General features: G+C 65.8%; 21 protein-coding genes and 1 pseudogene. 16 read left to right on the top strand and 6 right to left on the bottom strand.

What is annotated here, in order from left to right; all coding sequences use genetic code 11:
• Genes sufC through LKE06_RS22795 form a run of 4 tightly spaced genes read right to left on the bottom strand, consistent with a single transcriptional unit; the run spans position 1 to position 4,318 of the window.
• Complete coding sequence (gene sufC / locus LKE06_RS22810) at positions 1-777, bottom strand: Fe-S cluster assembly ATPase SufC (protein WP_228001405.1); 777 nt, start codon at positions 775-777, stop codon at positions 1-3.
• 51 nt (positions 778-828) lie between these two features.
• Positions 829-2,040, bottom strand: coding sequence for a Fe-S cluster assembly protein SufD (gene sufD, locus LKE06_RS22805; protein WP_228001404.1), 1,212 nt, complete (start codon positions 2,038-2,040; stop codon positions 829-831).
• Positions 2,040-3,500: a Fe-S cluster assembly protein SufB gene (sufB, locus tag LKE06_RS22800; protein WP_228001403.1), complete on the bottom strand. Its 1,461-nt coding sequence runs from the start codon at positions 3,498-3,500 to the stop codon at positions 2,040-2,042. The genes sufD and sufB overlap by 1 nt, the downstream gene beginning before the upstream one ends.
• Positions 3,497-4,318, bottom strand: coding sequence for a helix-turn-helix transcriptional regulator (locus LKE06_RS22795; RefSeq protein ID WP_228001402.1), 822 nt, complete (start codon positions 4,316-4,318; stop codon positions 3,497-3,499). Before LKE06_RS22795 ends, sufB begins: the two co-directional genes overlap by 4 nt.
• Positions 4,319-4,486: 168 nt before the next feature.
• On the opposite strand from LKE06_RS22795, the gene mptB reads away from it, so the two are divergent.
• The 9 genes and pseudogenes from mptB (at position 4,487) to LKE06_RS22750 (ending at position 13,264) form a co-directional block, all read left to right on the top strand.
• Complete coding sequence (mptB, locus tag LKE06_RS22790; RefSeq protein ID WP_372477417.1) at positions 4,487-6,259, top strand: polyprenol phosphomannose-dependent alpha 1,6 mannosyltransferase MptB; 1,773 nt, start codon at positions 4,487-4,489, stop codon at positions 6,257-6,259.
• Between the two features lie 73 nt (positions 6,260-6,332).
• Positions 6,333-7,262, top strand: a complete 930-nt coding sequence (locus LKE06_RS22785) for an ABC transporter ATP-binding protein (protein ID WP_228001400.1) — start codon at positions 6,333-6,335, stop codon at positions 7,260-7,262.
• Positions 7,262-8,053: an ABC transporter permease gene (locus LKE06_RS22780; RefSeq protein WP_228001399.1), complete on the top strand. Its 792-nt coding sequence runs from the start codon at positions 7,262-7,264 to the stop codon at positions 8,051-8,053. The genes LKE06_RS22785 and LKE06_RS22780 overlap by 1 nt, the downstream gene beginning before the upstream one ends.
• 90 nt (positions 8,054-8,143) lie before the next feature.
• Positions 8,144-9,118, top strand: coding sequence for a COX15/CtaA family protein (locus tag LKE06_RS22775; protein WP_228001398.1), 975 nt, complete (start codon positions 8,144-8,146; stop codon positions 9,116-9,118).
• A gap of 397 nt (positions 9,119-9,515) precedes the next feature.
• A pseudogene (locus tag LKE06_RS33295) lies at positions 9,516-9,782 on the top strand (DUF4345 family protein); the annotation flags it as partial.
• 55 nt (positions 9,783-9,837) lie between these two features.
• Entirely contained in the window at positions 9,838-10,368 is a 531-nt protein-coding gene (locus LKE06_RS22765; protein ID WP_228001397.1) for a helix-turn-helix domain-containing protein, read from the top strand.
• A 96-nt stretch (positions 10,369-10,464) separates the two neighbouring features.
• Positions 10,465-10,938, top strand: a complete 474-nt coding sequence (locus LKE06_RS22760; protein WP_228001396.1) for an NUDIX hydrolase — start codon at positions 10,465-10,467, stop codon at positions 10,936-10,938.
• Positions 10,939-11,065: 127 nt separating this feature from the next.
• Positions 11,066-11,362, top strand: coding sequence for an MTH1187 family thiamine-binding protein (locus LKE06_RS22755; protein WP_228001395.1), 297 nt, complete (start codon positions 11,066-11,068; stop codon positions 11,360-11,362).
• A gap of 162 nt (positions 11,363-11,524) precedes the next feature.
• Positions 11,525-13,264, top strand: coding sequence for a DUF3556 domain-containing protein (locus tag LKE06_RS22750; RefSeq protein WP_228001394.1), 1,740 nt, complete (start codon positions 11,525-11,527; stop codon positions 13,262-13,264).
• A gap of 129 nt (positions 13,265-13,393) precedes the next feature.
• Here the strand turns inward: LKE06_RS22750 and LKE06_RS22745 are convergent, their stop codons facing one another.
• Positions 13,394-13,744, bottom strand: coding sequence for a hypothetical protein (locus tag LKE06_RS22745; RefSeq protein ID WP_228001393.1), 351 nt, complete (start codon positions 13,742-13,744; stop codon positions 13,394-13,396).
• A gap of 60 nt (positions 13,745-13,804) precedes the next feature.
• Between LKE06_RS22745 and LKE06_RS22740 the strand changes: the two genes are divergently transcribed.
• Positions 13,805-14,770 (top strand): quinone oxidoreductase family protein, encoded by a 966-nt coding sequence (locus LKE06_RS22740; RefSeq protein ID WP_228001392.1) that lies wholly within the window; start codon positions 13,805-13,807, stop codon positions 14,768-14,770.
• Positions 14,771-14,971: 201 nt separating this feature from the next.
• Here LKE06_RS22740 and LKE06_RS22735 read toward each other — a convergent pair whose 3' ends face one another.
• Positions 14,972-15,961 carry a heme o synthase gene (locus tag LKE06_RS22735; RefSeq protein ID WP_372477414.1) on the bottom strand — a complete coding sequence of 330 codons (990 nt, stop codon included), beginning with the start codon at positions 15,959-15,961 and terminating at the stop codon, positions 14,972-14,974.
• Positions 15,962-16,239: 278 nt separating this feature from the next.
• Between LKE06_RS22735 and tkt the strand changes: the two genes are divergently transcribed.
• The 6 genes from tkt to LKE06_RS22705 are packed head-to-tail and all read left to right on the top strand — an operon-like array spanning position 16,240 to position 25,011.
• Complete coding sequence (gene tkt, locus LKE06_RS22730; protein ID WP_228001391.1) at positions 16,240-18,399, top strand: transketolase; 2,160 nt, start codon at positions 16,240-16,242, stop codon at positions 18,397-18,399.
• A gap of 5 nt (positions 18,400-18,404) precedes the next feature.
• Entirely contained in the window at positions 18,405-19,541 is a 1,137-nt protein-coding gene (gene tal / locus LKE06_RS22725; protein ID WP_228001390.1) for a transaldolase, read from the top strand.
• A 4-nt stretch (positions 19,542-19,545) separates the two neighbouring features.
• On the top strand, positions 19,546-21,105 hold the full coding sequence (gene zwf / locus LKE06_RS22720) for a glucose-6-phosphate dehydrogenase (protein ID WP_228001389.1): 1,560 nt from the start codon (positions 19,546-19,548) through the stop codon (positions 21,103-21,105).
• 25 nt (positions 21,106-21,130) lie between these two features.
• On the top strand, positions 21,131-22,039 hold the full coding sequence (opcA, locus tag LKE06_RS22715) for a glucose-6-phosphate dehydrogenase assembly protein OpcA (RefSeq protein ID WP_228001388.1): 909 nt from the start codon (positions 21,131-21,133) through the stop codon (positions 22,037-22,039).
• Positions 22,032-22,781, top strand: a complete 750-nt coding sequence (gene pgl, locus LKE06_RS22710; protein ID WP_228001387.1) for a 6-phosphogluconolactonase — start codon at positions 22,032-22,034, stop codon at positions 22,779-22,781. Before opcA ends, pgl begins: the two co-directional genes overlap by 8 nt.
• A 49-nt stretch (positions 22,782-22,830) precedes the next feature.
• On the top strand, positions 22,831-25,011 hold the full coding sequence (locus LKE06_RS22705) for a thiamine pyrophosphate-dependent enzyme (protein WP_228001386.1): 2,181 nt from the start codon (positions 22,831-22,833) through the stop codon (positions 25,009-25,011).
• The last annotated feature ends 119 nt before the right edge of the window (positions 25,012-25,130 follow it).

The raw sequence follows: 25,130 nt of genomic DNA, 5'->3' as shown, positions 1-25,130 counted from the left end.
TCAGGCTCCTGCGGTAGCAGACTGGGTGAAGCGGACGTAGCCGTTGGCATCGAGTTCCTCGGCGAGTTCGGCGCCACCCTCGGCGACGATCCGGCCGCCGACGAACACGTGCACGAACTCGGGCTTTATGTAGCGCAGGATGCGGGTGTAGTGCGTGATCAGCAGCACGCCACCGTTCCCACGCTCCTTGTAGCGGTTCACGCCCTCGGAGACGATCCGCAGCGCGTCGACATCCAAACCCGAGTCGGTCTCGTCCAGAATGGCGATCTTCGGCGCGAGCAGGCCGAGCTGCAGGATCTCGTGACGCTTCTTCTCACCGCCGGAGAAGCCCTCGTTCACGCTGCGATCGGCGAAGGCGGCGTCGATCTCCAGCTCGCTCATCGACTCCTTCACCTCCTTGACCCAGGTGCGCAGCTTGGGCGCTTCGCCGCGCACGGCGGTGGCGGCGGTGCGCAGGAAGTTCGACATCGAGACGCCGGGAACCTCGACCGGGTACTGCATGGCCAGGAACAGACCCGCGCGGGCGCGCTCGTCGACCGACATCGACAGGACGTCCTCGCCGTCGAGGGTGATCGAGCCGGAGGTCACCGTGTACTTCGGGTGGCCGGCGATCGCGTACGACAGGGTCGACTTGCCGGAGCCGTTGGGGCCCATGATGGCGTGCGTCTCACCCGAATTGATGGTGAGGTTCACGCCCTTGAGGATCTTGATGGGCTCGCCCGACTCGTCGGGGTTGGCAACCTCGACGTGCAGGTCCTTGATTTCCAGGGTGGTCATCGAATTCGAATTCCTTTGCGAGATAGAAGAAGAGGAGTCGGAAGGCGGCGCTCAGACACCGATGGCGGCGAGTTCGGCCTCGATGGCCGCCTCCAGCCGCTCCCGGATCTGCGGGACCGCGATCTTCTGGATGATTTCGTGGAAGAAGCCGCGCACCACCAGTCGTCGCGCCACGTCCTCCGGGATACCGCGGGCACGCAGGTAGAACAGCTGCTCGTCGTCGAAACGACCGGTGGCACTCGCGTGTCCGGCCCCGATGATCTCGCCGGTCTCGATCTCCAGGTTCGGCACCGAGTCGGCGCGGGCGCCATCGGTGAGCACCAGGTTGCGGTTCACCTCGAAGGTGTCGGTGCCTTCGGCGGCCGCGCGGATCAGCACATCTCCGACCCAGACGGTGCGGGCATCGCCCTTCGCGGAATGCGGATCGCCCTGCAGCGCACCCTTGTACAGCACATTGGACTTGCAGTTCGCGACCGCGTGGTCGACGAGCAGCCGCTGCTCGAAATGCTGTCCCGCGTCGGCGAAGTAGAGGCCGAGCAGTTCGGCGTCGCCGCCGGGGCCGTCGTAGCGAACGGTCGCGGTGAAGCGCACCAGATCACCGCCGAGGGTGACCGCGATGTGGCGCAGCGTGGCGTCGCGGCCGAGCTTCGCGTGATGCGCGGCCGCGTTCACCGCGTCATCGGCCCAGTCCTGGACCGCGACGACGGTTAGCTTGGCGCTGTCACCGAGCACGAATTCCACGTTCTCGGCGTAGGTTCCGCTGCCACGCTGGTCGATCACCACGGTGGCCACGGCGAAATTACCGAGCCGAATCTGCAGGTGACCGTAGGCGGTCTTGCCCTCGCCAGGACCGGTGACCGTGATGACAACCGGCTCGGCGATCTCGATCTCCGACCCGACCGACACGACCGTCGCTGATTCGAAACCCGAATATGCCTGGGCGGCAACACGATCGGCGGGCACACCAGCGGTGCCGAGCCTGGCGTCGGCCCGATCCACCGTCTCGACGGTCACCCCCTCGACCGAGCTGACCTCGACCGTGGCGTTGCCGTCGCGCACCGCGGTGCCGTCCTGCAGACCACGCAGGCGGCGCAGCGGAGTGAACCGCCACGCCTCATCGTGCGAGGAGGGCACCTCGAAGGCGTTCACATCGAACGAAGTGAATACCTCACCCTTGTTGGTCGCCGCGCCCGCGCCCGGATTCTGTATCAGCTTGGCCGTAGGGTTCTCGCCCTCGACGGCTCCGACCACACCAGTCGCCATCAGCCGACGGCCCCTTCCATTTGCAGCTCGATGAGCCGGTTCAGTTCCAACGCGTATTCCATCGGCAGTTCCTTGGCGATGGGCTCGACGAAGCCGCGCACCACCATGGCCATGGCCTCGTCCTCGGTCATGCCACGGCTCATCAGGTAGAACAGTTGGTCCTCGGACACCTTGGAGACGGTGGCCTCATGGCCCATCGTCACGTCGTCCTCGCGGATGTCGACGTAAGGGTAGGTGTCGGAGCGGCTGATCGTATCGACAAGCAGCGCATCACATTTCACTGTCGACTTGGAACCGTGCGCGCCCTTGTTCACCTGGACCAGACCACGGTAGGAAGCCCGGCCACCGGCGCGCGCCACCGACTTGCTGATGATGGTCGATGAGGTGTGCGGCGCCAGGTGCAGCATCTTGGCACCGGTGTCCTGGTGCTGTCCGGCACCGGCGAACGCCACCGAGAGCACCTCGCCACGGGCGTACTCACCGGTCATCCAGACCGCCGGGTACTTCATGGTGACCTTGGAGCCGATATTGCCGTCGACCCATTCCATGGTCGCGCCCGCCTCGGCCTTGGCCCGCTTGGTGACCAGGTTGTAGACGTTGTTCGACCAGTTCTGAATGGTCGTGTAGCGGCAGCGACCACCCTTCTTCACGATGATCTCGACCACCGCGGAGTGCAGCGAGTCCGACTTGTAGATCGGCGCGGTGCAGCCCTCGACGTAGTGCACATAAGCGCCCTCGTCGACGATGATCAGCGTCCGCTCGAACTGGCCCATGTTCTCGGTATTGATCCGGAAGTACGCCTGCAACGGGATGTCGACGTGCACGCCCGGCGGCACGTAGATGAACGAGCCGCCCGACCACACGGCGGTGTTGAGCGCGGAGAACTTATTGTCACCGGCTGGAATCACCGAACCGAAGTACTGCTGGAAGATCTCCGGGTGCTCCTTCAACGCCGTATCGGTGTCGAGGAAGATGACGCCCTGCTTCTCCAGGTCCTCACGGATGGAGTGGTAGACGACCTCGGACTCGTACTGCGCGGCGACACCGGAGACCAGGCGCTGCTTCTCCGCTTCCGGGATACCGAGCTTGTCGTAGGTGTTCTTGATGTCCTCGGGCAGGTCTTCCCAGGTCTCGGCCTGCTTCTCGCTGGAGCGCACGAAGTACTTGATGTTGTCGAAGTCGATGCCGTCGAGGTTGGAACCCCAGTTCGGCATGGGCTTGCGATCGAAGATGCGCAATGCCTTGAGTCGAATGTCGAGCATCCAGTCCTGCTCGCTCTTCTTGTCGGAAATATCGCGGACAACCGCCTCCGAGAGACCTCGTTGCGCGCTGGCACCGGCCACATCCGAATCGGCCCAGCCGTATCCGTACTTGCCCAGCGAAGCGATGGTTTCTTCCTGGGTCAATGGCTGGACCTGGTCAGTGGCGGGTTCGCGGCTCGCCGCGGCGGTCGTCGTCATTCCGCACTCCTTCCGGAGTCGTTCGTACGTCCCGCTGCGGGCTGTGCAGCGGTTGATGTGGAAGCTGATTTCGTATCGGTATCGGGAAGAACGAACAGCGGCACATGCGTCGTGCACGCACAGTCGCCGTTCGCGATCGTCGCAAGTCGCTGGACATGCGTTCCGAGCAGGTTTCGGAAAGCCTCCAATTCGGCCTCGCACAACTGCGGGAATTCCTCGGCGACATGAGAGACCGGGCAGTGGTGCTGGCAGATCTGCACGCCCGCGCCCACCTTGCGGGTGGTCGCGGCGAAACCGGCGTCGGTGAACGCCCCAGCGATCTCCGCCGCCTTGGCGGAGGTGGTCGCCGGTGTGTGCTGCTCGACAGGATCGATGCCGGCGACGATGGTCTGGGCCCGCTTGCGAGCGAACTCGGTTATCGCCTGCTCACCACCGATTTCGCCGAGTTGCCGGATGGCGGCACCGGCAAGATCGTCGTACGCGTGCCCGAGTCGGCCGCGACCGACGGAGGTGAGCTGATATTGCTTGGCCGGACGTCCGCGCCCCTTCTGCTGCCAGGGCGCCGACCTGCCCGCCCGCGCCTGACCGGAATCGATGAGCGCATCGAGGTGGCGGCGAACCCCCGCCGGAGTCAGCCCCAGCTTGGTTCCGATGGACGTCGCGGTGATCGGTCCTTCCTCCAGCAGCAGCTGGACGATCGCCGCCCTTGTGTGTCCTTCACCGCCCGTGACCAGGGACGCTGGCGCAGCCGACGACACGGCGCCGGTACGGCGACCGGCCCCGGAGTCCTCGTCATGCGGCAAACCCACGGTTTTCACAACACCAGTGTGACGGAATTCCTTCCCGGAATCTAATAAGGGTCACCTCAATAACCAAGGCCGACGTACCGATGCGGCCGCCCGAGAACCCGGCAACGCCCGAATTGCCCGATGCCCGGCGTTCGCGACGGCCATATCACCAACCGGCGCGTGATCGATCCCACTGCGATGTTCGCCACCGCCGCGACCTACCCTCCGAGCGCCCCCCGTGGTCCCCGTTCACCCTGCCCGACAGGTTCGCAAACTAGGCTGCGTCTCGTGGCGGTACTGGAAGGCGCGCGGCGCAAGACACTGGCATTCGGGCGCCGGGCACTCGGGCTCGACGTGCCCGCCGCCGATCACACGATCGCAGTGCTGCACCGCGATGAGACAGAGGTACCCGGCCTCGATCGCAAAGAACTGGTGCAGCTCGACCGGATTCGGCTACTCGGCGCGACCGGCACGGTGTTGATGGCGATCAGCGCGCTCGGCATCGGCGCGCAGCCGGTCCAGCAGAATCCCACCTCCGGCGTTCGGGTGCTCGGCATTTTCGCTCGTGCGCATACGGGTTCGCTCGCCATGTGCATGATCGGCACCGTCGTCGTGGTGCTGGCGTGGCTGCTGCTCGGCCGGTTCGCGGTCGGCGGCATCGGCGGCGCTCCCCTACACCGGCTGACCCGCTCACAGCTGGACCGGACGCTGCTGCTGTGGATCGTTCCGTTGAGTGTCGCGCCACCGTTGTTCAGCAATGACGTCTATTCGTATCTGGCACAGAGCGAAATCGCGGCACGCGGCCTCGACCCGTATCAAGAGGGGCCGGTCGCGGGGCTCGGCATGGACAACGTGCTCACCAATAATGTGCCGAATATCTGGCGCGAGACACCCGCGCCCTACGGTCCGCTGTCGCTGTGGATGGGCCGTGGTATCGCCCATCTCACCGGTGAGAACATCATCTCCGGGGTCTGGATGCACCGGATGCTGGCGCTTGCCGGAGTCGCACTGATCGTCTGGGCGCTGCCGCGGCTGTCAGTACGGTGTGGCGTCGCGCCGGTGAGCGCACTGTGGCTCGGCGCGGCAAATCCATTGGTGCTGTTCCATCTCGTCGGCGGCGCGCACAATGACGCACTGATGCTCGGGCTGATGCTGGCCGGACTCGAATTCGCGCTACGGGCCATCGAGGACACACATCCCTTCGACGGCCGGGCCTACGTCCTACTCATAAGTGGCGCGGTGATCATCACGCTGTCCTCAACCGTCAAGATCACCTCGATCATCGCGATGGGGTTCGTCGGGATGGCGCTGGTCCGGCGTTGGGGTGGCGGGGTGCGCGCGGTCATCGTCTGGGCGGCGATACTCGGTGCCATCGCGCTCGGCGTCACGTTGTTCATCAGTACGGTCAGCGGGCTCGGGTTCGGCTGGATCCATACCCTCGGCACCGCGAACGCGGTCCGCAGTTGGATGTCGTTACCGACAGCGCTCGGCATCGTCACCGGATTCGGTGGCGTACTACTCGGACTGGGTGACCACACCACCGCATTGCTGAGCATCACCCGTCCGATCGCCGCTGCTGTCGCGGCTTTCCTGGCCGTGCGCATGTTGGTCGCGACAGGAACCGGGCGGTTGCACCCGGTAGGCGCGCTCGGGGTCGCACTGTCCGCCATCGTGCTGTTGTTTCCGGTCGTGCAGCCCTGGTATCTACTGTGGGCGATCGTGCCGTTGGCGGCGTGGGCGACCCGCCCGGTATTCCGTGTCCCCGCCGTCGCGTTCTCGGCAGTGGTCAGCGTGATTCTGATGCCACGCGGCGCCGACCTCGAGGTGTTCCAGATCGTCGGCGCTGCCATTGCCACCGTGATCGTGTCGGTGCTGTTCATCGTGATCACCCGGAATGCGCTGCCATGGCGTGGTCAAGCGGGGGTGTCGGCTCCGTCACAGGCGCCCACCTCTTACGGTGTGACATCGTGAGGCAGCGCAGCGAGCGAACAATGGGCACAGTCCCCTTGGGTGCGATGGAGCCGAGCGACAGCGAGGCGCGGCCGTGACCGCGGCCTCCGGACCCGTCGTGCGCATCGACAGCGTTGTCAAACGTTATGGCGAAACCACCGCGGTCGACGGGATCAGCTTCGATGTCGAACGGGCGCAGGTACTCGCACTCCTCGGCCCGAACGGCGCGGGCAAGACAACCACCGTCGAAATGTGCGAAGCCTTCGTGACACCCGACGCCGGATCGGTGCGGGTGCTTGGCCTCGATCCGATCGCCGACTCCGATCGCCTGCGCCCGCGCATCGGCGTCATGCTGCAGGGTGGCGGCGCCTATCCGGGCGCACGGGCCGGCGAGATGCTGGATCTGGTCGCCGCCTATTCGGCCGATCCGCTCGATCCGGACTGGTTGCTGAAAACCCTTGGTCTGCAGGACAACCGACGCACTCCCTACCGGCGCCTATCCGGCGGTCAGCAGCAGCGGCTCGCATTGGCGTGCGCACTGGTTGGCAGGCCGGAGATCGTATTCCTCGACGAACCCACCGCCGGTCTCGACGCGCAGGCCCGCCTCATCGTGTGGGAGCTGATCGACGCGCTGCGTCGCGACGGCGTCACCGTCCTGCTCACTACACACCTGATGGACGAGGCCGAACAACTCGCCGACCAGCTGGTAATCATCGATCACGGCCGGATCGTGGCCTCCGGCACTCCGGCCGAGGTGACCGCGCGCGGCGCCGCCGGACAGCTTCGCTTCAGCGCCCCACCGAAACTCGACCTCGAATTGCTGAAAGCGGCACTGCCGGAAGGCTTCTCACCACGCGAGACGACACCGGGCTCCTACCTGGTGGAGGGCGAGATAGATCCACAGGTGCTTGCGACGGTGACCGCGTGGTGCGCGCGAATCAATGTGCTTGCCACAGATATCCGCATCGACCAGCGCCGCCTCGAAGACGTCTTCTTGGAACTCACCGGACGGGACCTACGCTGATGAACCAGCCTGACCTCGTCGAAAATCGGTTCGCGCCCGGCACCTTCGCGCCCGATCCGCACCCCAGCAACTGGGTGTCGATGATGCGCGCGCAGACCAGGCTCGAATTGATTCTGTTGCTGCGCAACGGCGAACAGCTGCTGCTGACCATGTTCATTCCGATCACGCTGCTGGTCGGGCTGACGCTACTGCCCTTCGGCAATCTCGGCGACGATCGGGTGAACAAGATCGTGCCAGCGGTCATGATGGTCGCGGTCATGTCGACCGCGTTCACCGGCCAGGCCATCGCGGTCGGCTTCGACCGGCGCTACGGCGCGCTCAAAAGGCTCGGCGCCACCGCGCTGCCCCGTTGGGGCATCGTCGGCGGCAAGTCCGCGGCGGTATTGATCGTGGTGGTGTTGCAGGCGGTGCTGCTCGGGGCCATCGGATTCGCACTCGGCTGGCGGCCCGATGTGGCCGGTCTCGGGCTCGGCGCGTTGGTGATCGCCCTCGGGACAGCCACTTTCGCGGCGATGGGGCTGCTACTCGGCGGCACGCTGAAGGCCGAAATCGTGCTCGCGCTCGCCAATATCCTGTGGTTCGTGATGCTCGGCATCGCCAGCGTGGTGTTCGCCGCCGATGACCTGCCGACCGCGGTGAACGTGCTGGCCAGGCTCGTTCCCTCGGGCGCGCTGGCAGTGCTGCTCGAGGACGCGATGCGCAGCAGCGTCGACTGGTTCGGAATCGCGGTGCTGGTGGCGTGGGGCGCGGTCTGCGCGTTCCTGGCCACACGCTTGTTCCGCTTCGACTGACTCGGCAGGAACGCCGGCTCGATATTGGCCAACGACGGAATGTAGTAGACCGGACGCGGGCCCCCGAACCGCTGCGGCTACCATCGTTACGTGCTGTATCGCGCATTCTTGCGACTCGTCGATCTACTCCCGCTGCCCTCGCTGCGGGTGCAGCGACTGATCGCCATTGCGGTCATCGTCTCGCAGGCCGGTATCGCCGTCACCGGCGCGGTCGTGCGTGTCACGGCGTCAGGTCTCGGCTGCCCGACCTGGCCACAGTGCTTCCCCGGCAGCTTCACCCCGATCGGCGTCTCCGAGGTCCCGGTCCTGCACCAGGCCGTCGAGTTCAGCAACCGCCTGCTGACCTTCGCGGTGACCCTGTGCGCGGCGCTCATTGTGCTGGCGGTCACCCGCGCCCGTCGCCGTCGCGAGGTGCTGGTCTACGCGTGGCTGATGCCGGGCGGCACGGTACTACAGGCCGTCATCGGCGGTATCACCGTGCGCACCGGCCTGCTCTGGTGGACCGTATCGATTCATCTGCTGGCGTCGATGCTCATGGTGTGGATCGCTGTGGTGATGTTCGCGAAGGTCAGCGAACCCGACGACGGCATCGAAGCCGTCCAAGCGCCCGCACCGTTGCGCTGGCTCACCGCGTTGAGCGGTGTCGCTCTCGCTGGGGTGCTGATCGCGGGCACCCTGGTGACCGGCGCCGGGCCGCACGCCGGCGATAAGAGCATCGAGCGCCCCGTCGAACGTCTGCAGGTCGAGATCGTCCCGCTGGTTCATCTGCACTCGCAACTGCTGGTCGGCTATCTCGCGTTGCTCATCGGCCTCGCCTTCGGCCTGTTCGCCGTCGGCATCACCCCCACTGTCCGCACCCGCCTTTTCGTCCTGCTCGGCCTGGTCTGCGCGCAATCGCTGGTCGGTGTCGTCCAGTACTTCACCGATGTGCCCGGCGCCCTGGTCGCCATCCACGTCGGCGGCGCCGCCGCGTGCACCGCGGCGACAGCGGCACTGTGGGCCTCGCTGCGTACGCGCGAACGCGTCTCGGCCCCTTCCCTGAATCCTGCGGTCCAGTCCGCGTAATACGGGACAACGTCACAGCCATTCGCCCATTGCCGGTGCCGCCGCGCAGGTCCTGCGGGACCGCGAGCGAATGGCCTTGCGGGGCCAGCACCGAGAACAGGATCTCCTGTACCAAGACCGGACGGGCGGAATATCTCGGCGAGCAGACGCACGTCATCAGGGATGTACGGCCGCATGAGCGGCAACACCGATTCGAGCGTGGATGCGACGAAATCGGGCCGGCACAGGACACCCTCAGTCGCAGCACGTTTCTGGAAGCGGGACGTGCGGCGGGCCCGCATGATCGTAGGCGGCGATATCGAGGAGGCAGCATGCGATCACAACGCTGGGCAACGGGGTTGCCGACGACAGCCGGATTGCGCGCTGTCGGGCATCATGAATCCGCCGTGGTGCTGTGATGAGAACCGCGGCGATCATCGTCATCGGTGTGATGTTCTGCGGCATGGGTGGTTTCGCATTGATTTCGCCTGCGGCGCTCGCGCGGCCCTTCGACATCACCATAGAGTCGCCGAAGAGCCGGTCCGAGATCCGGGCGGTCTATGGCGGGTTCGGGGTAGCCGTCGCGGTCATGCCGTGGTGGGCCGCAGGCGCGAGCAGCGATGTCGGTACCGGAATCGTTGTCGCAGTCGGAATTTCGCTGGCGGGTATGGCCGGTGGCCGCCTGATCTCACGGCTGCCCCGCCCGCACCACACATCAGATCGTCACGGGCGATGGTCGAATGCTGTTCTTCTACCTCGACCCGGGCTCGACGCGAGCCCGCCACATCCGCGACTCGATGCTCGAACAGTCCCCGACCATCTGCGTGCACCATCGCGGCGAGTTTCCGATCCTTCGGTACCTGCGCGTATCCGAGGGGCGGGACTCACTGGAGTTGCGGGACCGGGTTCTCGGTGCGACGCGCCGCAGCACGATCGATGCGCGAATCCGCACCGCTACCATCACGATCCGGGATCACCCGGCACGCAATTGCGCCGCCGCCGAACTCGCGGCCGAGGCCGGTCTTTCGACCTCCCGATTCCTGCACCTCTTCAGCGCGCACACCGGCACCAGCTTCCGTAGATACCGCCTGTGGGCCCGAATGGTTCACGCCGCCGCTGCTATCAGCAAGGGCATGGACCTGACCCGCGCCGCCACCGAATTCGGATTCGCCTCCCCCAGCCATTTCAGCGACACATTCCACGCGTTGTTCGGGCTGACCGCGACAACCCTGCTCTCGACGGGCGTCCGGATCATCACCGAGGATTCCTGACGCCGTATCGGCGCACCGAATTGCGGCGGAAAGTCCTGCTAATCAACCGAATTCGACGTCCATCAGCACTCCCGCCGACCGGTCTACTGTCGGTACATGGCTACCCCCGACTTCATTCGCACCGTTCGAGCCGACGCGGGCCGGCAGTTGCTATGGCTCCCCGGAGTCAGCGCGGTCGTCTTCGACGACGACGGCAAGGTGCTGCTGGGACGACGTGCCGACTCCGGCAAATGGGCGATCATCGCAGGTATGCCGGAGCCTGGCGAACAGCCAGCGGCCTGCGCGGTCCGTGAGGTGTATGAGGAAACAGCCGTGCACTGTGTCGCCGAGCGCATTGCGCTCGTGCGTGCGTTGACGCCGCACACCTACCCGAACGGCGACATCTGCCAATTCATGGACATCACGATCCGCTGTCGCGCGGTCGGCGGCGAGGCGCGCGTCAACGACGACGAATCGCTTGAAGTCGCCTGGTTCGGCATCTCCGCACTACCGGATCTTCCCGAATACGATTGGCTACGTCTCGAGCAGGCCCTCTCCGACGGTCCGGCTTGGTTCGAGCCCGCCCCATGAACAGCCGGCGCCGACATCACGAATCGAACAGCACCGCCGCTACCCGGCACACGTTCTATCATCGCGATCAACGGAATACGTGATCCTCGCATGCCGCGCTCGCCGACGTGATTGGAAAGGAGCCGCAGTGCTTATCGCTTTCTCGGTGACGCCGATCGGTACCGGCGAGAGTGTTGGCGCGGCCGTAGCCGAAGCTGTGCGGGTGGTACGCGCCAGCGGGCTGCCGAACGAGACCAATGCCCTGTTCACGACCATCGAAGGGGAATGGGACGAGGTCATGGCGGTGGTCAAGCAGGCAATAGACGCCGTCATGGACGTTGCTCCCCGGTGCAGCATCGTGCTCAAAGGTGATGTGCGGCCCAGCGCGACCAACGCGATGACGTCGAAGGTGGAGTCCATCGAGCGCCACCTCACGGAGTCCTGACGCACGAACTGCAGTGCTCGGGATCCACCGCTCGACGCTTCGCCAACGCCTGGTAGCCATCGGTCGCGCGATTGACAGCAGACGCCTCAAATGCCAACGTATCGAAGGACATCGAGATCTCGATTCGACTGACCTCGGTGTCGCGGAATCGGAGAGTGCGTGATGGGGTTTCTCGAACCCGACCTACCCGTGGTCAATATGACGGAGTGGAGCAACGGCACTCGGAGTGAGCGAATCCGTCCTATGACCAGGCATTGGGCCGAGGTGGGTTTCGGGACGCCGGTCGCGCTGCACCTGTTCTACCTCGGCAAGGTCTGTCTCTATGTTCTCGGTGGCTGGCTGATCATGCTGTCCACCGAGGGCATCGACGGATTCATGAGCGTCAGCCACTGGTGGTCGGAGCCGATCGTCTTCCAGAAGGCTGTGCTGTACACGCTGCTGTTCGAGGTGGTCGGACTCGGCTGCGGGTTCGGTCCACTGAACAACAGGTTCTTTCCACCACTCGGCTCGATACTGTATTGGTTGCGGCCGAAGACAATTCGGCTGCCGCCGTGGCCCGGTCGTGTTCCGATGACCAGCGGCACCAGCCGCACGGCGGTGGATATCGCACTGTATGCGGCGCTGCTGGTGCTGACCTCGGTCGCGTTGCTGTCCGACGGCACCGGTCCGGTGCCGGAGTTGGACACGACCGTGGGGTTGCTCCCGGTGTGGCAGATCGTCGTGATCCTCGGCCTGCTTGCGGCACTCGGGTTGCGCGACAAGGTGATCTTCCTTGCGGCGCGCGGCGAGGTCTATGCCACCTTGACCCTCACCTTCCTGTTCACCGGCGCCGACACGATCGTCGCCGCGAAGGTCGTTTTCGTCGTGATCTGGATGGGCGCGGCGACCTCGAAGCTGAACAAGCACTTCCCATTCGTGATGTCCACGATGATGTCCAACAGCCCGATGTTCCGGCGAAAGTCGCTCAAGCGCATGTTCTTCGAGGACTTCCCCGACGACCTGAGGCCAGGTCGATTGTCCCGAATCTTCGCCCACGGGAGCACCGCCGTCGAGATGGGTATTCCTTTGGTGTTGTTCTTCTCTCACGGCGGCCCACTGACTGCGGTTGCCGCGGTTGTGATGGTGGGATTCCATCTGGCGATCCTGACCGCCGTTCCCATGGGGGTGCCGTTGGAATGGAACGTCTTCATGATCTTCGGTGTGCTGGTGTTGTTCGTCGCGCACGCCGATCTCGGCCTCGGCAGCGTGCACAACCAGGTGCCGGTAGCGCTGGTGTTCATCGTGCTCGCGGGCATCGTGATCGCCGGAAACCTGTTTCCGCGCAAGATCTCGTTCCTGCCAGGCATGCGGTATTACGCAGGCAACTGGGATACGACGATGTGGTGCATCAAACCCTCGGCCGCGGAAAAGATCGGCCGCGACATCGTGGCGATCGCCAGCATGCCGCAGGCTCAGTTGGAGCGGTTCTACGGGCAGGACAACGCCCAGATCCCCCTGTTCATGGGATATGCCTTCCGCGCCATGAACACTCACGGCCGCGCGCTGTTCACCCTGGTTCATCGAGCCATGCCCGCCGGCCGTGAGGACGAATACACTCTCACCGACGGAGAGCGCATCTGTAGCACCGCGGTCGGCTGGAACTTCGGCGACGGACACATGCACAACGAGCAACTCATCGACGCGATGCAGCAGCGTTGCCACTTCGAACCCGGCGAAGTACGCGTCGTTCTGCTCGACGCCCAGCCGATCCATAAGCAGACTCAGGAATATCGCCTTGTCGACGCCGCGACCGGCGAATTCGAGCGCGGCGTAGTGCATGTCGCGGACATGGTGACCCGCCAGCCTTGGGCGGACGATGTGCCCGTGCGTGTGCACAGTGGCGATCAGACCGACCTCACCTGATGGCGGCCACGATCATCGTGGAGGGGCCGGCACTGCCCTGATCGCGAGAAATCCGCTCGGCTCACGTGACAACCGCTCGTAGCGGTCTCGGTCGATGTCGGCCGCTGGTGAACCGGACCAGAGCGACGTTCAGGATTCGTTGCGCGCCTTAGGGAAACGGGTCTGGCGGGCAACCCAGCCCGCCATCTTCGCCCAGTGACCCTGGCGGGGCGTGACGATGGAGGTGAGTTCGCGGTTCCATTCGTCGGCCTCGGTGAGGCCATCGATGGTGGCGATCAGGTTCTTGGCGGTGTCGAGGTCGGGAACGACCTGGTCGCCGAGGATGCCATCGGAGCCGACGAGGGTCACGCGGACGCCGAGGCGGCCGATCGGCTGGAGGACAGCCGTCGCGGAGCCGCCGTGCTCGGCGACGAATCCCTTGGCGGGGTCGACTAGGGAACCCGACAGCTGCACTGGGGCCGAGGCGGCATGAGTACTCATGGGGTTAGTTTACTGACGGGTACGTTCAGGTCCAGAGGCCGTGGGTGTAGAACGGATCTCATGCGCGCGATTCAGGTTGCCGAGCACGGCGGTCCCGAGGTCCTGGCGTCGGTCGAGGTTGCCGACCCGCAGATCGGTCCGGATCAGCTGCTGGTCGACACCGAGGCCATCGGGATCAACTTCATCGACACCTACCTCCGGATGGGGCGATACCCGCAGGCAGTGCCCTATATCCCGGGCTCGGAGGGCACCGGAATCGTGGCCGAGGTCGGGGCTGATGTGACCGAATTCTCTGTCGGTGACCGGGTCGCCTGGGCGGCGGCGCCGGATAGCTACGCCCAGCGGGTCGCGGTGAATGCCGCTGTCGCGGTCGCGGTACCCGACGGGGTGGACCCGCCTGTCGCCGCGTCGGCCTTGCTGCAAGGCATGACCGCGCACTATCTGATCGAATCGATCTACAAGCCCGAACCCGATGAGACGGTGCTGGTGCACGCGGGCGCGGGTGGTGTCGGCCTGCTGCTCACTCAGCTCGCGACCAACCGTGGGGCCCGGGTCATCACCACGGTGTCGTCGGATGCGAAGGAAAAGCTGTCCAGGGAGGCGGGCGCCGCGGAGGTGCTGCGCTACAGCGACGATCTCGCCGACCAAGTGCGGGCGCTCACCGGCGGTGTCGGTGTCGCCGCCGCGTACGACGGGGTGGGCGCGGCGACCTTCGAGGCCAGTCTGGCGTCGTTGCGTATTCGCGGCACGCTCGCGCTGTTCGGCGCCGCCAGCGGGCCCGTGCCGCCGTTCGATCTGCAACGTCTCAATCCTGCCGGCTCACTGTTCGTCACCCGCCCGACACTGGTCCACTACACCCGCGACCGCGCCGAACTACTGTGGCGCGCAGACGATATCTTCGCCGCGATTGCCGACGGCTCGTTGCATGTCCGGATCGGTGCGACCTACCCGCTTGCCGAGGCCGCGCAGGCACACCGCGATCTCGAAGGCCGCAAGACCACCGGCTCTATCGTGCTGCTGCCGTAGCCGAGTGCGTGTCCTGCGGTCGCGAGCCGCCACGCGCTGTGATCACGCCGGTCGGAGCGGCGGGCCGGCGAGGCCGCAGTGTGCCGGACTCGCCTGCCGAATCATGGCTATCTCGAACCCTTCGCTGTCCGGCGCGAACGTACGTCGGTCGACGCAGCTGACCGAGTGAACTCGGTGTGCAGGTGTCGCGGCGGATCGGCGCTAGCCGAAGAAGCTGCCGATGGTGTCCCAGCCCAGCACCGAGTCCACCGCAAGGCCGCAGAACACCGCGGCCAAATAATTGTTCGACTGCAGGAAAAGTCGCAGCGGCTTCACCGACTCGCCCCGGCGAACGCCGGAGTACAGCTGATGGGCCATCAGCAGGAACCACGCTCCGGCCACCAGCGCGACGGCGGTGTAGATCACGCCGGTCGCGGGCACGAGGGCGAGGGTCGTGAGCACGGTGAGCCAGGTGTAGACGACGATCTGCTTGGTCACCGCCTGCTCGGTAGCGACCACCGGCAGCATCGGCACCCCGGCCGCGCGGTAGTCCTCCTTGTAGCGCATCGCCAGCGCCCAGGTATGCGGCGGCGTCCAGAAGAAGATGACGCCGAACAGCGCGATCGCCGGCCAGCCGATACTCCCCGTGACGGCCGACCAGCCGACCAGCGCGGGCATGCAACCTGCCGCGCCGCCCCAGACCACGTTCTGAGAGGTACGGCGTTTCAGGCCGAGGGTATAGACGAAGACGTAAAACAGAATGGTCACGACGACGAGCACGCCGCTGAGCAGATTCGCCTGCCACCACAACCAGGCGAACGAGCCGATGCCGAGCACCACGCCGAATACGAACGCATGCGAGGTCGGCACAGCCTCCCTGGCGAGCGGACGTTTGGCGGTCCGCTTCATCACCTTGTCGATATCGGCGTCGGCCACACAGTTCAGCGTGTTCGCGCTCGCGGCACCCATCCAGCCGCCGAACAGCGTCACCACGATCAGGCGGATATCGATGGTGCCCCGGTCGGCGAGCAGCATCGTCGGAATCGTCGCGACGAGCAGCAATTCGATGACGCGCGGTTTGGTGAGCGCAATATAAGCAAGCGGTCGCCGCAGCATTCGGGACAGCAGACCAGCACCGGTGAACCGGTCGGCCAGCGCCGTCGCGGAGGAACCGTGCGCACCATTGCCACCCGGCTGTTGCCCAATCCGCACTGTCTCTCCTCGCACGCTGTGCATCGCATCCGGCAATGGAACAAGCAGCGCGCTACCTGCACCACGCGGCTACTACTACAGAGGATGGTAGACCCACGGACCGGCGAATCTTCCCTCAGCCCCTCGCCCGACGGGCAGATTGCAGGCGGCGCGACACGGGTACAGCGGTAAAGCCGGGTTCCCGCCATGGTGGCGACCGGGCACATCTAGGGTGGTTGGGGTATATCGCCGCTCAAAACATCACCGTCGACGAAACCAATGTCAGGAGAACCTCGGTCGTGTCAGTCACAGACGACATCCGCGCCCTCACTCAGCCGAACTACCCGGACGACTGGACTGATCTGGACACCAAGGCCGTCGACACCGTACGGGTGCTTGCCGCCGACGCGGTGCAGAAAGCCGGCAACGGTCATCCGGGTACCGCGATGAGTCTGGCGCCGTTGGCCTACACCCTCTACCAGCGCACGATGCGCCTGGATCCGAGCGACCCCAGCTGGGTCGGCCGGGACCGGTTCGTGCTGTCGTGCGGCCACTCCAGCGTTACCCAGTACATCCAGCTCTACCTGGCCGGTTTCGGCCTGGAACTGGACGACCTGAAGAACCTGCGCAAGTGGGGCTCGCTCACGCCGGGACATCCCGAGTTCCGCCACACCGACGGTGTCGAGATCACCACCGGCCCGCTCGGCCAGGGTTTGGCCTCGGCTGTCGGCATGGCGATGGCAGCGCGCCGCGAGCGCGGCCTGTTCGATCCGGACGCCGCGCCGGGCACCAGCCCGTTCGACCACTTCATCTACGTGATCGCCTCCGACGGTGATATGGAGGAGGGCGTCACCTCCGAGGCGTCGTCGCTCGCCGGCACCCAGCAGCTCGGCAACCTCGTCGTGATCTACGACGACAACAAGATCTCCATCGAGGACGACACCACCATCGCGTTCACCGAGGATGTCGCCGCGCGCTACGAGGCGTACGGCTGGCACGTCCAGGTGGTCGAGGGTGGCGAAGATGTCGTCGCCATCGATGCGGCACTCGCCGCCGCCAAGGCGGAGACCGGCAAGCCGTCGATCATCGTGCTGCGCACCATCATCGGCTACCCGGCACCCACCAAGATGAACACCGGCGGCGCGCATGGTGCCGCACTCGGCGCCGATGAAGTGGCAGCCACCAAGAAGATCCTCGGCTTCGATCCGGAGCAGAGCTTCGATGTCGACCCCGTGGTCATCGCGCACACTCGCAACCTCGTCGAGCGCGGACAGCAGGCCCATCAGACCTGGCAGCGGCAGTTCGACGCGTGGGCACAGGCCAACCCGGACAACAAGGCGCTGTTCGACCGTCTCGAGGCGCGCGATCTGCCGGCGGGCTGGGCCGCGAACCTGCCGACCTACGAGGCGGATCCGAAAGGGATGGCAACCCGCAAGGCGTCCGGCAAGGTGCTAGCAGCGCTGGCGCCGGTGCTGCCGGAGTTGTGGGGCGGTTCGGCCGACCTCGCCGAATCCAACAACACCACCATGCCGGACTCGCCGAGCTTCGGTCCCGAGTCGATCTCGACCGGCATGTGGAAGGCCGACCCGTACGGCCGCACGCTGCATTTCGGTGTGCGTGAACACGCTATGGGCTCGATCCTCAACGGCATCGCACTGCACGGCCCGACCCGCCCGTACGGCGGCACCTTCCTGGTGTTCAGCGACTACATGCGTCCGGCGGTTCGCTTGGCCGCGCTGATGCGGGTGCCCGCGATCTACGTCTGGACCCACGACTCCATCGGCCTCGGCGAGGACGGCCCCACCCACCAGCCGATCGAGCATCTCGCCGCGCTGCGAGCCATCCCTGGCCTGAATGTGGTCCGCCCCGGCGACGCCAACGAGACCACCTACGCCTGGCGCACCATCCTCGAGCGCGACAGCGCCGAACACACCTCGCACTTCTCGGTGTCGGAGCTGCCGCACCAGGACGGTCCTTCGGCACTGGCGTTGACCCGCCAGGATCTGCCGATCCAGGAGGGCACCAGCTACGAGGGTGTCCGCAAGGGCGGCTACATCCTGGCCGAGGCTTCCACCGGCACCCCGCAGGTGATCCTCATTGCTACCGGCTCGGAGCTTCAGCTCGCGGTCGGCGCCCGCACTACGCTGGAGGCACAGGGCATCGGTACCCGCGTGGTCTCGATGCCGTGTGTGGAGTGGTTCGACGCGCAGGACAAGGCTTACCGGGACGAGGTGCTCCCGCCGGCGATCACCGCTCGAGTTGCTGTCGAGGCCGGAATCGCGATGCCGTGGCACCGGTTCACCGGCGACGCGGGCGAGATCGTGTCGATCGAGCACTTCGGCGCTTCCGCTGACTACAAGACCCTATTCCGCGAGTTCGGCTTCACCACCGAAAACGTTGTTGCCGCAGCGCTCAGGTCACTGGAAACGAGCGGCATGCTCGAGAACGTGAAGGGATAAGCCTCATGGCTCAGAACGAAAACCTCGCGGCGCTGTCCGCGGCCGGTGTTTCGGTGTGGCTCGACGATCTGTCCAGGGACCGGATCCAGTCCGGTAATCTGGCCGACCTCATCGCCACCCGCAGCGTCGTCGGGGTCACCACCAACCCGACGATATTTCAGGGTGCGCTCAGCCAGGGCCACGCCTACGACGCACAGGTGAAAGACCTTGCCGCCCAAGGCGCGGACGCGGACGCCGCGATCCGCACCATCACCACCGACGACGTGCGTGCCGCATGCGACGTGCTCGCCGGCGTCTTCGACGCCTCCGGGGGTGTGGACGGCCGGGTCTCCATCGAGGTCGATCCGCGGCTGGCGTTCGACGCCGAGAAGACGGCCGCCCAGGCCGTCGAGCTGTGGAAGATCGTGGAGCGCCCCAACCTGTTCATCAAGATTCCGGCGACCGAGGCGGGCTTGCCCGCCATTTCGTCGGTGATCGCGGAAGGCATCAGCGTCAACGTGACGCTGATCTTCTCCGTCAAGCGCTACCGCTCGGTGATGGGCTCGTATCTCGACGGGCTGAGCAAAGCGCGGGCCGCCGGACACGACCTTGCCAAGATCCATTCCGTCGCTTCGTTTTTCGTATCCCGGGTGGATACCGAAATCGACAAGCGATTGGAGGCGATCGGGACGCCCGAAGCCCTCGAACTGCGCGGTAAGGCGGGTATCGCCAACGCTCGTCTCGCCTACGCCGAATACCAGGACGTGTTCGACGGCGGCGCGCACACCTCCACCTATGCTCACCTCGCTGCCGCGGGCGCGAATCGCCAACGGCCACTGTGGGCGTCGACGGGGGTGAAGAATCCGGAGTACTCCGACACCATGTACGTCACCGAGTTGGTGGCACGCAATACGGTGAACACACTGCCGGAGAAGACCCTCGAGGCGGTCGCCGACCACGGAGAGGTCCGCGGCGACACCGCCAGCGGCACCGGTGCGGCGGCGCAGGAGGTCTTCGATAAGCTCGCCGTAGTCGGTATCGACCTCGTCGACGTATTCGACGTGCTCGAGCGTGAGGGCGTCGACAAGTTCGAAAAGTCTTGGGCGGAGCTACTTTCCGCTACCACCGAGGAGTTGAGCGCCGCAGCTTCGAAAGGCAACTGACACGATGGCCGGCACAGCAGACAAGGCATGGAAGAACCCGCTGCGCGACGAGCGCGACAAGCGAGTCCCCCGGATCGCCGGGCCGTGCAGCATGGTGATCTTCGGTGTCACCGGCGATCTGTCCCGCAAGAAGCTGATGCCGGCCATCTACGACCTGGCCAACCGGGGGCTGCTGCCCCCGGGTTTCGCCCTGGTCGGTTTCGCCCGGCGCGATTTCGCGGACGAGGATTTCGCCCAGGTCGTGCTGGATTCGGTGAAAACGCACGCGCGCACACCGTTCCGCCAGGAGGTCTGGGACCACCTCGCCGAGGGCATTCGATTCGTGCAGGGCACCTTCGATGACGACGCGGCCTTCGCGAAACTCGCCGAGACCCTGGCCACGCTCGACAAGGACCGGGGTACCGGCGGCAATCACGCCTTCTACCTCTCGATTCCGCCGAATATGTTCCCGATCGTGCTCGACAAGCTCTCCGAGCACGCGCTCGCCCAGCCCACCACGGTGGACTCGGCCGGGCGCAAACCATGGCGGCGAGTGGTGATCGAGAAGCCGTTCGGGCACGACCTGACGAGCGCACAGGAGCTCAACGCTCTGGTCAACCGGGTGTTCCCGGAGGAAACGGTCTTCCGTATCGACCACTACCTCGGTAAAGAGACGGTGCAGAACATCCTGGCGCTGCGTTTCGCCAATCAGCTCTATGACCCGATCTGGAACGCCAACTACGTCGACCATGTCCAGATCACCATGGCCGAGGACATCGGATTGGGCGGGCGCGCAGGCTATTACGATGGCATCGGCGCCGCCCGTGACGTCATCCAGAATCATCTGCTGCAGCTGCTCGCGTTGACCGCGATGGAGGAGCCGATCAGCTTCCAGCCCAAGCAACTGCAGACCGAGAAGATCAAGGTGCTCTCGGCGACGAAACTCGTCGAGCCGCTGGAGGAAACCACGGCGCGCGGACAGTACGCTGAGGGCTGGCAGGGCGGTGAGCATGTGGTCGGGCTGCTCGACGAGGAGGGTTTCGACCCGCAGTCACGCACGGAGACCTACGCCGCGATCACCCTCGAGGTCGATACCCGCCGTTGGGCGGGGGTGCCATTTTATCTACGCACCGGAAAACGCTTGGGCCGCAGGGTGACCGAGATCGCGGTGGTGTTCAAGCGAGCGCCACATCTGCCCTTCGATCAGACGATGACCGAGGAATTGGGACAGAACGCACTGGTCATCCGGGTGCAGCCGGACGAGGGCATCACGACGCGTTTCGGCTCCAAAGTGCCAGGCTCGGGCATGGAAGTACGCGACGTCAATATGGATTTCAGCTATGGCGAGGCGTTCACCGAAACCTCTCCCGAGGCGTACGAACGCCTGATCCTCGATGTACTGCTCGGGGTGCCGTCGCTGTTCCCGGTGAACGCGGAGGTCGAATTGTCCTGGCGCATCCTGGATCCGGTGCTCGAGCAGTGGGCCACCGAGGGAAAACCCGAATCGTACGAGGCGGGAACCTGGGGGCCGGAGTCGGCGGACGAAATGCTCGCCCGCACCGGGCGCGAATGGCGGCGACCATGACCTCACCCATCGAGGAGTCCGACCGATGATCGTCGACATGCCGGAGACCACCACCGCCGAGGTCACCAAGCGCCTGGTGCGGCTGCGGGAAAGCAATGGCGTGATCACGATGGGCCGGGTGCTCACCCTGGTCGTGTGCACGCTCGACAGCTCCGAGGCCGAGGGGGCCATCGAAGCCGCCAACGATGCCAGCCGCGAACATCCCTGCCGGGTGGTCGTGCTGGCGCGTGGCGACCGGGAGGCCGAGACCAGGCTCGACGCCCAGATCCGGGTCGGCGGTGATGCGGGCGCCGCCGAGGTGATCGTGCTACGGCTGCAGGGCGAGCTGATCAACCACGAGAGCAGCGTTGTCATCCCGTTCCTGCTCCCGGATACCCCCGTGGTCGCCTGGTGGCCGCGCGGCGCCCCGGAGTTTCCGTCCAAGGATTCGGTGGGACGCTTGGCGACTCGGCGCATTACCGATGCCACCTTCGCCCCGGACCCGCAGGCGACGATCAAGCGGCGGCGCGAGTCCTACGCCAGCGGCGATACCGACCTGGCGTGGAGCCGAATCACCTACTGGCGGGCGCTGCTAGCGGCGACCTTGGATGAACCGCCCTACGCACCGGCCGAATCGGTGACGGTATCCGGATTGCACGATGAACCGGCACTGGACATACTCGCCGGCTGGCTCGCCGCGCGGCTCGGTTGCCCCGTCCGTCGCCGCACCGGTCCGCTGCGCGTGGAGGTGCATCGGCCGTCGGCGTCGATCGCGATCGCCCGGCCGCAGACCGGAGTAACCGCGACGTTGACCAAGACCGGTGACCCGGATCAGCGAATCGCATTGGCCCGCAGGGAAACGCGTGACTGCCTCGCCGAGGAGCTGCGCCGGCTCGACGCCGACGAGATCTACGCCGAGTCGCTCGACGGAATCGAAAGGGTGACCTATGAGTGAGCGCGCGCACTTTCCTGCCGACACCGTCGTTGTGCACGACGACACCGATGACCTGGTCGCCGCCGCGGCCGCGCGGTTCGTCGGCGTGGTGGTCGCGGCCCAGGCCGAACGCGGATCCGCGTCGGTGGTGCTGACCGGCGGTGGCACCGGCATCGGATTGCTGGAGCGGGTACGCGAGGCTCCGGGCGATATCGATTGGTCGAAGCTCGATGTGTTCTGGGGCGATGAGCGATTCGTCCCCACGAACGACCCGGAACGCAATGACCTACAGGCTCGGGTGGCGCTGCTCGATCTCGTACCCGTCGACCCCGCGCGGGTGCACCCGGTCGCCACCTCCGACGGCGAATATCCCGACCCGGTAGAGGCCGCGGCCGAATACTCGGCGGCCGTGCATGCGTATCTCGCCGAGCACGGCGCGTTCGACCTGCACCTGCTCGGTATGGGGGGCGAGGGTCACATCAACTCGCTGTTCCCGCACTCCGACGCCGTTCGCGAGCAACACGAACTTGTGGTCGCCGTACCGGATTCGCCGAAGCCGCCACCGGTTCGGGTGACCCTCACATTGCCTGCCGTCCGTCGCTCGCGGCATGTCGTGCTTGTGGTAGGCGGTCGCGCCAAGGCCGATGCCGTCGCCGCCGCGCTCGCGGGCGCGGACCCGGTCGACATCCCTTCCGCAGGGGCGAAGGGCATCGAGTCCACCACCTGGCTGCTGGATACCGACGCCGCGGCGGCATTGTCGTAGCGTCGGCACGCCGATTCAGCATCCGCCCCGGACGGAGGGTGATCGTTCGATGACCGAGCATGCCGCTGATCTGGATGAGCGGTTCGTAGCGGAGATTTCGGCGTTGACTCCGAGTGAGTCGGCGCCCGCCGAAGCGGCGATCGCGCCCGGGATCACCGGCACCGCCTGCCTCGAGCTATTCGAATCACAGGCGACGAGTAGACATCTCGATCTCGCGGCACGGCGACTCGGCAGTGCTCGGCGCGGCTATTACAGCATCGGGTCCTCCGGACATGAGGGGAATGCGGCCATTGCCGCGGCGCTGCGCACCACCGATCCGGCTCTGCTCCACTACCGTTCGGGAGCCTTCTTCGTGCACCGCGCACGGCAGGTTCCCGGTCTCGATCCCATCCGTGACGTGCTGCTCGGTGTGGTCGCCGCCGCCGCGGATCCGATATCCGGTGGCAGGCACAAGGTTTTCGGGAGCAAGGCAGCTGGGGTGATTCCGCAGACGTCGACGATCGCGTCGCACCTGCCGCGCGCGGTCGGACTCGGGTTCGCGATCGATCGGGCGGCGCGGCTCGGCGTGCGCGGCGAATGGGCGCCGGACGCGGTCGTGGTGTGCAGTTTCGGCGACGCCTCGGCCAATCACTCCACTGCGGTGGGTGCGATCAATACGGCGATTCACACTGCCCACCAAGGGATTGCGATGCCGGTGCTGTTCGTCTGCGAGGACAACGGCATCGGGATCAGCGTGCCGACACCGCCGGATTGGATCGAGCACGCCTACGGCCTTCGCCCCGGCCTGGAGTACTTCTGCGCCGATGGCTGGAATGCGATCGATGCGCTGACCACCGCCGACGCGGCAACCCGCTGGGTGCGCGAATACCGCAGACCCGCCTTCCTACGGCTGCGCACGGTGCGACTCATGGGACACGCCGGTTCGGACGTGGAATCCGCGTATCGCCGTCCGGCCGACATGGCCGACGATCTATTGCGGGATCCCGTCGTCGCGACGGCCCGCCTGCTCGTCGCTACCGGCGTCGCCACTCCCGGCCAAATCATCGACCGCTACGACGACATTCGAAACCGCGTCGCCGCCATGGCCGAATTGGTGTGGCGGGAACCGAAATTGACCTCGGCCGCCGGGGTCATGGCACCGCTCGCGCCATTGCATCCGGCGGCCGTGTTCGCCGATGCGCTGCGGCCCACCGAAATTGCGGGGGCCGCCGCACCTGTCGAGCCGATGACGCTCGCCCAGGCGATCAATCACACCCTCGCCGAACTGCTGCGGCGCGACAACGATGTGCTCGTGTTCGGCGAGGATGTCGGGCGCAAGGGCGGCGTATACGGCGTCACCAAAGGACTGCAGAAGACCTTCGGCGCGCGCCGCGTTTTCGATACCTTGCTCGACGAACAAAGCGTGCTCGGCACGGCGCTCGGCACCGCACTGGCCGGTTTCGTACCGATCCCGGAAATTCAGTACCTGGCCTATCTGCACAATGCCGCTGACCAATTGCGTGGGGAGGCGGCGACGCTACAGTTCTTCTCCCATGGCCGATATCGGAATCCGATGGTGGTGCGCATCGCCGGATACGCCTATCAGAAGGGTTTCGGCGGGCACTTCCACAACGACAATTCGATTGCGGCCCTTCGCGATATCCCCGGCGTCATCCTGGCGTCCCCGACACGCGCGGACGATGCCGCGGGCATGCTGCGCACCTGCGTCTCCGCCGCCCGCGTCGACGGGCGCGTCTGCGTGTTCCTCGAACCCATCGCCCTCTATCACACGCGGGACCTCCACCAGCCGGGCGACAGTGCTTGGCTTGCCCGGCCCGATTCCGAGCACGTCGAGATCGGCCGGGCACGCGTCTATGGCAACGGCACCGATCTCACCCTCGTCAGCTTCGCCAACGGCGTGCCGATGAGTTTGCGTGTCGCCCAACGACTCTCCGTGCGCGGCATCGCTGCCAGGGTGCTCGACCTGCGCTGGCTGGCACCGTTACCGGTCCACGATCTGCTGTATCACGCCCGCGCCACGGGCCGTGTCCTCATCGTCGATGAAACCCGGTGCAGCGGAGGCGTTTCCGAATCCATCTGCACCGCACTCGTCGACACCGGATTCGCGGGCCGAGTCGTGCGGGTCACCAGCGAGGACTCGTTTATCCCGCTCGGACCGGCTGCCGATACCGTCCTACTGGCCGAGGATACGATCGAGGCCGCGGCCACGAAACTCCTCGCCAACCTATAGGCGACCACGAAATCGCCACACGGACGCGTCCCGCGAATCCAGCTGTGCCGCACTCGCCGACGACGAATTCCGACGGCCCAACACCCGATTCGACGACGAGCCGGCCCACCGTTTTCGAC

Source organism: Nocardia australiensis, from assembly GCF_020733705.1.
GTDB lineage: Bacteria > Actinomycetota > Actinomycetes > Mycobacteriales > Mycobacteriaceae > Nocardia > Nocardia australiensis.
The sequence above is the reverse complement of the archived record's forward strand: the minus strand, read 5'-3'. Positions and strand labels throughout refer to the sequence as shown.

Coding starts and splice junctions, on each gene's coding strand:
- sufC (WP_228001405.1), bottom strand. CDS start 777: ATGACCACCCTGGAAATCAAGGACCTGCACGTCGAGGTTGCCAACCCC.
- sufD (WP_228001404.1), bottom strand. CDS start 2,040: ATGGCGACTGGTGTGGTCGGAGCCGTCGAGGGCGAGAACCCTACGGCC.
- sufB (WP_228001403.1), bottom strand. CDS start 3,500: ATGACGACGACCGCCGCGGCGAGCCGCGAACCCGCCACTGACCAGGTC.
- mptB (WP_372477417.1), top strand. CDS start 4,487: ATGTTCGCCACCGCCGCGACCTACCCTCCGAGCGCCCCCCGTGGTCCC.
- LKE06_RS22780 (WP_228001399.1), top strand. CDS start 7,262: ATGAACCAGCCTGACCTCGTCGAAAATCGGTTCGCGCCCGGCACCTTC.
- LKE06_RS22765 (WP_228001397.1), top strand. CDS start 9,838: ATGCTGTTCTTCTACCTCGACCCGGGCTCGACGCGAGCCCGCCACATC.
- LKE06_RS22760 (WP_228001396.1), top strand. CDS start 10,465: ATGGCTACCCCCGACTTCATTCGCACCGTTCGAGCCGACGCGGGCCGG.
- LKE06_RS22750 (WP_228001394.1), top strand. CDS start 11,525: ATGGGGTTTCTCGAACCCGACCTACCCGTGGTCAATATGACGGAGTGG.
- LKE06_RS22745 (WP_228001393.1), bottom strand. CDS start 13,744: ATGAGTACTCATGCCGCCTCGGCCCCAGTGCAGCTGTCGGGTTCCCTA.
- LKE06_RS22740 (WP_228001392.1), top strand. CDS start 13,805: ATGCGCGCGATTCAGGTTGCCGAGCACGGCGGTCCCGAGGTCCTGGCG.
- tal (WP_228001390.1), top strand. CDS start 18,405: ATGGCTCAGAACGAAAACCTCGCGGCGCTGTCCGCGGCCGGTGTTTCG.
- zwf (WP_228001389.1), top strand. CDS start 19,546: ATGGCCGGCACAGCAGACAAGGCATGGAAGAACCCGCTGCGCGACGAG.
- opcA (WP_228001388.1), top strand. CDS start 21,131: ATGATCGTCGACATGCCGGAGACCACCACCGCCGAGGTCACCAAGCGC.
- pgl (WP_228001387.1), top strand. CDS start 22,032: ATGAGTGAGCGCGCGCACTTTCCTGCCGACACCGTCGTTGTGCACGAC.
- LKE06_RS22705 (WP_228001386.1), top strand. CDS start 22,831: ATGACCGAGCATGCCGCTGATCTGGATGAGCGGTTCGTAGCGGAGATT.